Source organism: Paraburkholderia sp. IMGN_8, assembly GCF_038050405.1.
Lineage (GTDB): Bacteria > Pseudomonadota > Gammaproteobacteria > Burkholderiales > Burkholderiaceae > Paraburkholderia.
In genome coordinates, this window is record NZ_CP150900.1 from 2,943,257 (window position 1) to 2,954,809 (window position 11,553).

Here is an 11,553-nt window from a genome sequence, read left to right on the forward strand (position 1 = left end):
CCGATGAACCTGTCGCGTCCGTTTATCTCCCGCCCGGTCGCCACCACCTTGCTGGCGATCGGCATCGCGCTGTCCGGCATTTTCGCATTCACCAAGCTGCCGGTCGCGCCGCTGCCGCAGGTCGATTTCCCGACCATTTCGGTGCAGGCGACGCTGCCGGGCGCAAGTCCGGACACGGTGGCGACCAGCGTCGCCAGTCCACTCGAACGGCATCTCGGCTCGATTGCCGACGTGACCGAGATGACCTCGCAAAGTTCGGTCGGCTCGACGCGGATCACGCTGCAGTTCGGCCTGAACCGAGACATCGACGGCGCCGCGCGTGACGTGCAGGCGGCCATCAACGCCGCGCGCGCCGATCTGCCGGCGAGCCTGCGCAGCAACCCGACGTACCACAAGGTGAATCCCGCCGACGCGCCGATTCTGATTCTGGCGCTGACGTCGAAGACATTGACCGCCGGCCAGTTGTATGACTCGGCTGCCACCGTGTTGCAGCAGTCGCTGTCGCAGGTGGACGGTGTCGGCGAAGTGGATGTGAGCGGCTCCGCCAACCCGGCGGTGCGCGTCGAACTGGAACCGCAGGCGCTCTTCCACTACGGCATCGGTCTCGAAGACGTGCGCGCGGCGCTCGCCGCGGCCAACGCGAACAGCCCGAAAGGTTCGATCGAGTTCGGCCCGAACCGCGTGCAGATCTATACCAACGACCAGGCCAGCAAGGCGGCGCAGTACCGCGACCTCGTGATCGCGTATCGCAACGGCGCGGCGGTGAGGCTCTCCGATGTGTCGGAAGTAGTCGATTCGGTCGAGGATCTGCGCAACCTCGGCCTCTTCAACGGCAAGCATTCGGTGCTGGTGATTCTGTACCGCCAGCCGGGCGCGAACATCATCGAAACCATCGACCGCGTGACCGCGATGCTGCCGCAGTTGCACGCGTCACTGCCAGCCGACGTCGACATCGCGCCGGCCGCCGACCGTTCCACGACGATCCGCTCGTCGCTGAAGGACACCGAGCGCACGCTGATGATCGCGGTGGCGCTGGTGGTGATGGTGGTGTTCCTGTTCCTGCGCAACTGGCGCGCAACGCTGATTCCGAGCGTCGCCGTGCCGATTTCGATCATCGGCACGTTCGCCGCGATGTACCTGCTCGGCTTTTCGATCGACAATCTTTCATTGATGGCGCTAACGATCGCGACCGGTTTCGTGGTCGACGACGCGATCGTGGTGCTGGAGAACATCTCAAGGCATATCGAGAACGGCGTGCCACGCATGCAAGCCGCATTTCTCGGCGCGCGCGAAGTCGGCTTCACCGTGCTGTCGATCAGTATCTCGCTGGTCGCCGTGTTCCTGCCGATTCTGCTGATGGGCGGCATTGTCGGGCGGCTGTTCCGCGAGTTCGCGCTGACGCTTTCGCTGGCGATCGCGGTGTCGCTGATGGTCTCCCTCACCCTCACGCCGATGATGTGTTCGCGCCTCTTGCGCGAGCCGCACGAGCAGAAGGAAGAAGGACGTCTTGGACGCTGGCTCGAGCGCGGCTTCACGTCGATGCACCGCGGCTATGAACGCACGCTTGGCTGGGCGCTGCTGCATCCGCGCCTGATCGTGACGATTCTGCTCGCGACCATCGGGCTGAACATCTGGCTGTACATCGTCGTGCCGAAGGGCTTCTTTCCACAGCAGGACACGGGCCGGCTGATCGGCGGCATCCAGGCCGACCAGAGTACGTCGTTCCAGGCAATGAAGGGCAAGTTCTCGGAAATGATGGAGATCGTCGGCAGGAATCCGGCGGTGGACAGCGTGGCCGGTTTCACCGGCGGCCGACAGACCAACTTCGGCTTCATGTTCGTGTCGCTGAAACCGAAAAGCGAGCGCAAGATATCCGCCGACCAGGTGATCCAGCAACTGCGCGCCCCACTCGGCGACGTGGCCGGCGCGCGAACTTTCCTGCAGGCGGTGCAGGACATTCGCGTCGGCGGCCGGCAATCGAATGCGCAGTATCAGTTCACGCTGCTGGCCGATTCGACCACCGATCTGTACCTGTGGGGACCGAAGCTCACCGAGGCGCTGCAAGCGCGCCCCGAACTCGCAGACGTGAATTCCGACCAGCAGCAAGGCGGTCTCGAATCGATGGTGACGATCGACCGCGCGAGCGCCTCGCGCCTCGGTATCAAACCGGCGCAGATCGACAACACGCTGTACGACGCGTTCGGCCAGCGCCAGGTATCGACGATTTACAACCCGCAGAACCAGTATCACGTCGTGATGGAAGTCGCGCCGAAGTACTGGCAGAGCCCCGATATGCTGAAGCAGATTTACATCAGCACCTCGGGGGGCAGCGCGAGCGGCGCGCAGACCACTAATGCGCCGGCCGGGACCGTGACGTCGAAGGCGACCACATCGACCTCGTCTTCGACCAGTGCGTCGACAGGTGGCACGGCGGGCACGACCGCATCGAGCGCGGCGAGTATTGCCGCCGATTCCGCGCGCAACCAGGCGATCAATTCGATTGCGGCGAGCGGCAAGTCGAGTGCTTCGTCAGGTGCGGCCGTATCGACCTCGAAGGAAACGATGGTGCCGTTGTCGGCGATAGCGAGCTTCGGACCGGGGAATACGCCGTTGTCGGTGAATCACCAGAGCCAGTTCGTCGCATCGACGATTTCGTTCAATTTGCCGCCGGGCGTGTCGTTATCGACAGCGACGCAAGTGATTTACGACACGATGGCGCAGATCGGCATGCCGGGGACGATTCACGGCAGTTTCCAGGGGACGGCCCAGGCGTTTCAGCAGTCGATGTCCGACCAGCCGATTCTGATTCTGGCCGCTTTGGCGGCGGTGTATATCGTGCTTGGGATTTTGTATGAGAGTTATATCCATCCGTTGACGATTTTGTCCACGCTGCCCTCCGCGGGCGTTGGGGCGTTGCTTGCGTTGCTGTTGTTCAAGACTGAATTCAGCATCATTGCTCTGATTGGTGTGATCTTGCTGATCGGCATCGTGAAGAAGAACGCCATCATGATGGTCGACTTCGCTATTGAAGCCTCCCGGCAGGGGTTGTCGTCGCGAGATGCGATTTTTCAGGCTTGTTTGCTGCGGTTTCGGCCGATCATGATGACGACTTGCGCGGCCCTCCTGGGGGCGTTGCCGTTGGCTTTTGGACGAGGGGAAGGGGCGGAGCTTCGGGCTCCGCTTGGGATTGCTATTGTGGGTGGGTTGATTGTCAGCCAGATGCTGACTTTGTATACCACGCCGGTGGTTTATCTTTATATGGATCGGATTCGAATTCGGTGGGAGTCGAGGAAGGCTCGAGGGACCGGGATTGCTCCCTCTTGATTTTCTTTGCCTTTGGCGGCGGCATTGGTTTGTGCGCCTGCGGAGGTGGTCTTTGTTTTTTGCCTATGCGGCGCTTCTTATCTCTGTGTGCCTGTGGCGTTGGCCTTTCCTTGAGTTGTTAGTGGTCTATTAGCGTCGCCCCTGTGCGGGGCAGGCACTTACTTTCTTTGCCGCCGCAAAGAAAGTAAGCAAAGAAAGCGGCTTCACACCGCTAACCCTTAAGCGGGTCCCCTGGCTTGGAGGAGGTAGTGGAGCATCTGGAATCGGTGTTCTCGCACATTCCGCGTGAGTGACAAGGCAGTCATACTTCCGGCGGCGCTGCGCGCGCCGTAGCGGTACTTCTCAAAACCGATGGGCGTACGCGCTTCCGGCGTCATTCTTCCCGCCTCTCACTGCGTGCTCGCCGGAACGGTCTGCGAGGGAAACCAGGGGCGTTGTTTGCGCGCGGTGGGGGCCATCGGCTTCGCCTCGGCGAGGCGCTGAATTGTGGAAATGCCGGCCACTTCGCCGAGCGAAATGCAACTGTGAATTGCAAGCCATCTCGCCAAACGAAACGTAGCTGCGAATTACGTCAGCGCAGTAAAGACAAGCCCTTACGCGTGAACACCGCAGGCGCCGGAAGCACCCTACGGGCCCGGTGGGCCCGTAGGTTTTGTGAAGTACCGCTACGGCGCGCGCAGCGCCGCCGGAAGTATGACTGCCTTGTCACCAGCGCGGAGTGTGCGAGAACACCGATTCCAGATGCTCCACTACCTCCTCCAAGCCAGGGGACCCGCTTAAGAATTAGCGGGGTGAAGCCGCTTTCTTTGCTTACTTTCTTTGCGGCGGCAAAGAAAGTAAGTGCCTGCCCCGCACAGGGGCGACGCTAATAGACCACTAAGAAATCAAGGAAAGGCCAACGCCGCAGGCAAACAGACAACAAGCGCCGCATAGGCAAAAAAATCACCCTGGCATCGCGCAGCCCCAAACCTTATGGCTGCTTATGTGTCGCAGCCCAATCCTTCACCGCCTTAAGCGTGTTCTCGACATGCTTCTCCGGCGACAGACTCGTGTACTCATAGATGATCTTGCCGTTCGGCGCGATCACGTACGACACGCGATTGGCCATCGAACTATGCATCGGCAAACCGGCGTCGTACTCGCCGATAACCTTCGAGTCGGCATCGGCGGCCACCGGGAATTTGCTGCGGCATTCGCTGATTGAAAACTTCGTCAACGTGTCGATGTTGTCGTGCGACACGCCGATCACCGTCGCGCCATATTTCTTGTACTCATCGACGGCCTCGGCAAACTCGTGGGCTTCAATCGTGCAGCCCTGCGTGAAAGCCGCCGGATAGAAATAAACCACCACCGGTCCTTTCTTCAACTCGTCGGCAAGTGAATAGGTGTAGGTCTTACCGCCCAGCGATGCCTGCGCGGTGAACGCCGGCGCTGCGTCGCCCGGCTTGAGCGTCGCCGACGCCGTCAGCGAATGCATCGCGAATCCCACCGACAAGACGGCAGCAAGCGCCACCGGTATGATTTTCTTCTTCATCTGCAGCCCTCCAAGCGTGAATGCACGCAGTTCGTGCAATGAGTCAAGGGGCGCGGCGTTCATCCGAACACCGCTCGACCCTCCTTCGCTATTGGACCACGTCCGGGTCAAGTGCGTCAGAACTAGCCTACAAGCGGCGCACGAGTCAGCGCTCGCAACCGCGCCGCATGGAACCACGCGGCAAAGCCTGGCGAAGCCCGGCAGCACGGCGAGCGCCGCGCGCAAGCTTCAGGCAGCCGCCTCTTCGATATGCGCGCCGAACCACGCAGCCGCCGACAGGTTCAGTTCGGCCAGCAATTCCGGCGTAAGCGCGGCGAAGCCGGCCGGCGCATCGGAACCGGCGGCGATCGACGCGGCATCGGCGCCCTCGCCCGCCGCTTCGGCAATGCGCAGCAAAGTACCGAGCGGACCGCTGCGCGAGACGATCGCCTCACGGATCTGCGGCGCGAGGCCGAGCTTCTCGAGCACAGCAGCGGGCGTGCTGCCGAGCACCACGTGGACCAGCGAAAAAATACCGGTCATGAAAGCCGCATCGGCAAAATCGTCGTCGGCCGGGCGCAGCCAGTTTGCGGCCAGCTCCATGAAGCGCGAACGCGTGCCCGCCAGTTGCACCAGCGGATCGGCGCGCCACGGCAGATCGCCGCCGTCGGCGTAGAGCAGCAGTTGTGCCCAGCGCGTAATCTGCCGCGTGCCGGTGGCGATGACGGCCTCGCGCAACGACGCAATGTCGCGCCCCAAGCCGAACGCACTCGAATTGACGAGGCGCAGCAACTGCACCACCACGCTCGGATTGAGCTTCAGTTCCGCTTCGAGCTCGACGATGCCGGCATCGCGCGAGAGCAACGCGAGCAAACGCAGCAAGGCCGGCCGCGGCGAGCGGTTGCGCGGCGCGGCCAGCACCTGCGGCCGCGCGAAGAAGTATCCCTGGAACAGATCGAAGCCGAGCTCGCGCGCCAACATGAAATCGTCGCGCGTCTCGACCTTCTCGGCGATCAATGTCTTGCCGTGGCCGCGCACGACCGAGGCCAGCTTGGCCAGTGCCGCCGGCTGGGTGAGCAGGAAGTCGATCTTGACGATATCGGCGTACGGCAGCACGGCGATCAGCTCGCTCGACAGTTCGCTGACATCGTCGAGCGCTACCTGGAAGCCGGCGCGGCGCAAGTCGGTCAGCCGGCGCACCAGCTGCGCGTCGAACGTCACGGTCTCGAGGATCTCGAGCACGAAACGCTCGGGCGGCATCAGATGGACGATGTCGTTGAACAGCAGCGCGCGGTCGATATTGACGAAACCGCGGTGAGGGCCCAGCACCGCCGGCACACCGATTCCGCCGATCGTGCGCGCCACCACCTGCGCCGTCGCCTGGGCATCGTCGCTGACTTCGGCGTAGTTATGCGCGCCGGATCGAAACAATAATTCGTAAGCATTGAGCGCGCCGTCGCGATCGAGAATCGGCTGGCGGCCCAGATAGACGAACTGCGAGACAAACTGCGCCTGAGTGGCCGGATCGACGCTGTCGGCGCGTTGAGCAAGCACCTCGACGTGCCCGGGCTCGGCCCTGACAGGGTGACGTTCAGACATGGATCATCGGTGCGTGGATTCGGAAACGCTATGCAGCGGCGTAACGCGCCGACGCTGCATAGCGGCTTGCCGCAGGGGTTTGCCGCCGTCGGGTTGGTCCTCAGTTCGGCCCTTCGGTTTGCCCTTGGCTCTGCCCCTGTTAACGGATACAACGAGCCCGCACTTTAACCGAATCGATCCCGGCGCGGTGGCGACTCGCGCAGCCATTCCTTACCAACGGTTTTTTTCAACCGGCGGCGCTAAAGATTTCCCGCCGCCGGTCGTTATCCTGTTCTGATGAGGCGGCCTGATACCTCTCGAGCGCCCGAGAGCACGGCGGGCAGCAAGCCGCCTCGCCTGCAGACGAACACAGGTTCCCAGCGACAAACATGGAAGCGAACAGGATCACCGCGCCCCGCCGGGGCTCCTTGCGCACGGTCATCGACCGGCTGCGGGCGTTCGGCCGGCGCGCGGAGCCCAAACCGCAGTTGGACGCAAGCCGCGCTGCGCAACTGGAACAAGTGGTCGGCGCCGTCGACCTGCTGGCGCACGTCGATCACGAACTGCGCTTTCTCTATGTTTCCGACGCCAGTCTGCGCTTCATCGGCTACCACCGCGAGTATCTCGAGACCATCACGCTGCACGATCTGGTGGCGCCCGCCGACGTCCAGCGCCTCGACGCGTTGCTCGCGCGCGCCGCCACGACGGGCAACGTCGAGAAAGCTACGCTCAGCCTCATCAAGTCGCTGACCTACCCGATCACGGTCGAACTGCGCGTGGTGCGCAACAACCACGGCGGCATCGACGGTTACGCGATCGCCGGTTTCGACGTGTCGGCCTGGCGAGCCACTGAGGAACGCTTGACCCAGGCGCTGCATCACGACCGCCTGACCAACCTCGCCAACCAGTCGGCGCTGATCCCCGCGCTGCTCGACGCGCAACAGCAAGCCGACGCGCACGGCACGCCGGCCGCTCTGCTGCTGCTCGACATCGACGACTATCAGCGCGTGAACCGCGCGCTCGGCTACGACGCCGGCGACGAAATGCTGCGCGACACCGCGCGGCGTCTATTGAATATGACGAGCCCGAGCGAGACGATCGCGCGCGTGGCCAGCGACGAGTTCGCGATCCTCGTGAAGGCGGCGACGGACCGCACCCACGCGGCGGCGGCCGCCGAAGCGCTAGCCCGCCGCTTGTTGACCGCGATCCTGCAGCCGTACGTATTCAACGGCCAGCAGGTGCATCTGTCGGCGAGCATCGGCATTGCGCTCTACCCCGACGTGCGCCACGTCAACGACACCGCCGCGCACGACACGCATCTGCTGCGCTGGGCCGACCATGCGCTGCAACAGGCCAAGGCGGCCGGCGGCAACACGCTCGCCTTCTATGTGCCGGACGACAACCCGGCCGACGCCGAACGTCTGAAGCTCGAAGCCGATCTGTACGACGGCGTGCGCAACGGCGAGTTCTCACTGCACTTCCAGCCGATCACCAGCAGCCGCACGCATGGCGTGGTCGGCGTCGAGGCGCTGATCCGCTGGCTGCATCCCGTGCACGGTCTGGTTCCCCCTTCGATGTTCATTCCGCTTGCTGAGTCGATCGGCCTGATCAACTTCCTCGGCAACTGGGTGTTGAAGGTGGCCTGCATGCAGTTGATCCAGTGGGACGCGCAGGGCATCTCGTTGCAGTACGTGGCCGTGAACGTGTCGCCGCAGCAGTTCCGTGATCCGCGTTTCAAGGACGCCGTACGCGAAGCGATCGAACTGACCGGCATCGATCCGCGCCGCGTCGTGTTCGAGATCACCGAAAGCCTGCTGATGCACGACCCGGCGCACGCCAAAGGCCTGCTCGAGGAATTCACCGCGATGGGCATTCGCTTCGCCATCGACGATTTCGGCACCGGCTATTCGAGCCTCGCCTACCTGCAGCGATTCCCTCTCGCGAAGCTCAAGATCGACAGGAGCTTTGTCGAGAATCTGCTAACCTCCCGGAACGATCAGGCAATCGTTAGCGCGGTCGTGGGTCTCGCGCAAACACTCGATCTCGAACTGGTCGCCGAGGGTGTCGAAACGGAAGAACAGCGCACCCTTCTGACCGAAATGGGATGCGACCATATTCAGGGTTGGCTCGTCTGCAAGGCGTTGCCCTCCGACGAACTCGCGCAGCGTTTCGAATCACGCACGCTACACTTGCACGCCGCATAGCGATGCGGGCGAAGCGCTTGTGCAGCTGAACAAGCCGGCTTCGCGCCGGCGTGGCACTCATTGGAACATGTATGGTTTTTGCGGGAATCACATGGTAAAGGCGGCGGTGCTCGACAGGCTCTGGACGCGGATGAGCGAGCGCGGCGATTTCCCTATGCTGTCGCAGTCGCTGCGTACCACCATGGCGGCAATGAACAACGACGACCTCGACTTCACCGGACTCGTGCAAGTCGTGTTATCGGATTTCGCGTTGACGCAAAAAGTGCTGCGCCTGGCCAACTCGGCCATGTATATGGCGTTCGGCGGCAACATCACGACCGTGTCGCGCGCGCTGATGGTGCTCGGCATGGACGCGGTCGGCCACCTCGTCGTCGGCCTGAAGATCGTCGATCACTTTCATCACAGCGCGCCGCGCCGCATCGACGCGAAACTCGAACTGAACCGCACGCTGCTGTCGGGCTGCGTCGCGCGCAAGCTGACTGAGCGCGGCGATCTGCGCGCCGGCGAAGAGGCGGTGGTCTGCACGCTGATGCGCCAGATCGGCAAGCTGCTGGTGGTGTTCTATCTCGACGCAGAGTGGGATCAGATCCGCCGCCACATCGAAAGCGGCACGCTCGAATCCGACGCCTGCGTCCTCGTACTCGGCGTAACGTTCGACGAAATCGGCATGGAAGCGGCCACACGCTGGCGTCTGCCGGACATGATCCGCTCGGGCATGGGCGAGTTCGATCCGCAGGATACCGAGCAGCCACGCCAGGTGCAGTGGCTGCGCGCCATCACCAACTATTCGACGGCCGTGGCCGGCGTGCTGACCCAGCAGAACATGCCGGAGTGGGAACGCGAATCCCGCATCGGCGAATTGGCCCATGATTACAGCCGCGCGCTGAACACCGACCCGGAGGTGCTGCTCGATATGAGCGTCGCGCTCGCCCGTGAAGAAGGCGGCGACGGCGTGATGCGCGAGATCGTCGAGTTGCGCGCCAATGCGGACGCAATTGCGCGCGAGGCGCTCAATCCGGAAGCGCGCATCACGGCAGGGGTCGAAGATTTGCGTGCCCTGCCCGCCGGCAGCCCGCTCGCGCCGGCGCTGGCAATGGCCTCCGAAACCGTGCTGGCCGGCCTCGGATTTGCGCGCACGGTTGTGTTCGTCAAGCACAGCAACGGCACCTTCAGGGCGCGCCTCGGTCTCGGCCCGAAAATCGACGCGGCGCTGCCGAGGCTGTCGTTCAGCACCGCCTTCGAGCCCGACGTATTTCATCTCGCGATAGCGAACTCGGTGGGTATCTTCATCGAGAACGCGCGCGATCCGAAGATGGTCGCGCGGTTGCCTGAGTGGTTCCGCCGCTCGTTCGACGACACGCGCGCGTTCGTGCTGCTGCCGGTGGTCGACGAGACCGAGAAAACCATCGCGCTACTATACGGCGACTGGTCGGATACCCAGGAGGTGCGCCGGATCTCACAGAAAGAGATGGCCGCGCTGAATGAACTGGCCAGGGAGCTAGGACGTTTTTTCGCCCAGGGGCAAATGCAGGAAATGGAGACGATGTGAAGATGTGGCGTGATCGTTGATCACGGTGCTTCAGTTCTCCCGCATTTGCCCTGAATCGAGTTGGCCGATCAAGTGACTGAAACTCTCGGCCCGACTTAGGCGACGCAGCTGATGCTGCCGTCGCCCCCTCAGCCAACCCGACGCGCACTCCGCATCTTCCTCACCATCGCATCAAACAGCTTGATCGCGAACCGATCGTTGCGGATCAGTTGCGCCGCCAGTTGCGAACAACGCTCCTTGATGGCGTCCGACAGCGGTACATCGTCGCCACGCAGCGCCGCCGCCTGGCATTGAATTTCCGCTGCGCGCTGGGCGGTCCACAGCAGCATGAAGGTGCCCGGAATATCCTTCTCGCAAACGGCAATGCCGTGGTTGCGCAGCACCAGCACGTGCTTGTCGCCGAGGCTGGCCAGCATGCGCGCCTTCTCGTCAGCGAACAGCGTGATCCCTTCGAACGTGTGGTAGGCCACGCGTCCAAACAGCTGCGCGCCGTAAAAGTCGTCGTAACGAAAGCCTTCTTCCTTTAACGCAATGGCCGAAATCGGTGTCGTATGCGTGTGGACGATGCAATGCACGTCTTCTCGCGCGCCATGAATCGCGCTATGCAAAGCGAACCCGGCCGGGTTGCCGGGATACGGCGACGGCTCGACCAGATGGCCCTCGTGGTCGACCTTCAGCAGGTTGTCCGGTGTCACTTCGTAGTAGTTCAGGCCGAAAGGATTGACCAGATAATGAGCGTCTGCCCCGGGCAAGCGCGCCGAGATATGGTTGAAGATCATTTCCGTCCAGCCCATGTAATCAACCAGATGGTAGAACTCGGTCAGTTGAATGCGCAGCGCCCATTCGGCATCGTCGATGTGAGCCGGCTTGCGGATGTCAGAAAGGATGGCGTATGTCATGACTGTTTCCGGTTAAAAAGCAAAGCTGTATCGCGCGCGTTTTATCGAAGCGCGCGCTGCGTCGTTCGAAGGTCCACGGCGCATATCGATTCGCCATCGAGGCCACCGCATTGACCACCGAAAAACCACCACGGCACGCCGTTGACCGCCGGCACAACCAGCGTCTCTTCGCCGAGCATCGGTTCGATGGACGCCACCAAACCGGCTAACGCATGAGCCTTCGCACACACGAACACGATGTCCTGAATACCGAATTCGGCTTGATCGCTGACCTGCACCTTCACCTGGGCCGACCCGGACAGATCGGTCAGTTCGATACCGCGCCGGCTAATGGCCGCTAGTGTCGCGCCACGCGCGAACACGCTGACCTTCAGTCCACCGGCGGCGAGCCGCGCCGCCAGGGTGCCGCCAATCGCGCCCGCGCCGGCCACGCAAATCTTCGGCGACGACGGCATACCGCCGCGACGCACTTGTTCTCCTATCCAA

Annotated in this window: 7 protein-coding genes; 3 read left to right on the forward strand and 4 right to left on the reverse strand. The window is 62.8% G+C overall.

Translation table 11 applies throughout. The features are described 5' to 3' along the window. Positions 1 to 3 precede the first annotated feature (3 nt). Positions 4 to 3,324: an efflux RND transporter permease subunit gene (locus WN982_RS13560; RefSeq protein WP_341312496.1), complete on the forward strand. Its 3,321-nt coding sequence runs from the start codon at positions 4 to 6 to the stop codon at positions 3,322 to 3,324. A gap of 970 nt (positions 3,325 to 4,294) precedes the next feature. Here the strand turns inward: WN982_RS13560 and WN982_RS13565 are convergent. Continuing rightward, positions 4,295 to 4,858: a peroxiredoxin gene (locus WN982_RS13565; RefSeq protein WP_341312497.1), complete on the reverse strand. Its 564-nt coding sequence runs from the start codon at positions 4,856 to 4,858 to the stop codon at positions 4,295 to 4,297. A gap of 228 nt (positions 4,859 to 5,086) precedes the next feature. After that, positions 5,087 to 6,436 (reverse strand): EAL domain-containing protein, encoded by a 1,350-nt coding sequence (locus WN982_RS13570; RefSeq protein ID WP_341312498.1) that lies wholly within the window; start codon positions 6,434 to 6,436, stop codon positions 5,087 to 5,089. Positions 6,437 to 6,804: 368 nt separating this feature from the next. On the opposite strand from WN982_RS13570, the gene WN982_RS13575 reads away from it, so the two are divergent. Then, a complete protein-coding gene (locus WN982_RS13575; protein ID WP_341312499.1) occupies positions 6,805 to 8,619 on the forward strand; it encodes a sensor domain-containing phosphodiesterase in 1,815 nt (604 codons plus the stop codon). 91 nt (positions 8,620 to 8,710) lie between these two features. After that, positions 8,711 to 10,168, forward strand: a complete 1,458-nt coding sequence (locus WN982_RS13580; RefSeq protein WP_341312500.1) for an HDOD domain-containing protein — start codon at positions 8,711 to 8,713, stop codon at positions 10,166 to 10,168. A 128-nt stretch (positions 10,169 to 10,296) separates the two neighbouring features. Here WN982_RS13580 and WN982_RS13585 read toward each other — a convergent pair whose 3' ends face one another. Both WN982_RS13585 and WN982_RS13590 read right to left on the reverse strand, forming a co-directional pair. Next, positions 10,297 to 11,067, reverse strand: coding sequence for a class II aldolase/adducin family protein (locus WN982_RS13585; protein ID WP_341312501.1), 771 nt, complete (start codon positions 11,065 to 11,067; stop codon positions 10,297 to 10,299). A 41-nt stretch (positions 11,068 to 11,108) separates the two neighbouring features. Further along, positions 11,109 to 11,537, reverse strand: coding sequence for a 2-dehydropantoate 2-reductase N-terminal domain-containing protein (locus WN982_RS13590; protein WP_341312502.1), 429 nt, complete (start codon positions 11,535 to 11,537; stop codon positions 11,109 to 11,111). Between the last annotated feature and the right edge of the window lie 16 nt (positions 11,538 to 11,553).

Bases quoted from the DNA above. Each gene is read 5' to 3' on its own strand.
- WN982_RS13560 (WP_341312496.1), top strand. From the start codon at position 4: ATGAACCTGTCGCGTCCGTTTATCTCCCGCCCGGTCGCCACCACCTTG.
- WN982_RS13565 (WP_341312497.1), bottom strand. From the start codon at position 4,858: ATGAAGAAGAAAATCATACCGGTGGCGCTTGCTGCCGTCTTGTCGGTG.
- WN982_RS13570 (WP_341312498.1), bottom strand. From the start codon at position 6,436: ATGTCTGAACGTCACCCTGTCAGGGCCGAGCCCGGGCACGTCGAGGTG.
- WN982_RS13575 (WP_341312499.1), top strand. From the start codon at position 6,805: ATGGAAGCGAACAGGATCACCGCGCCCCGCCGGGGCTCCTTGCGCACG.
- WN982_RS13580 (WP_341312500.1), top strand. From the start codon at position 8,711: ATGGTAAAGGCGGCGGTGCTCGACAGGCTCTGGACGCGGATGAGCGAG.
- WN982_RS13585 (WP_341312501.1), bottom strand. From the start codon at position 11,067: ATGACATACGCCATCCTTTCTGACATCCGCAAGCCGGCTCACATCGAC.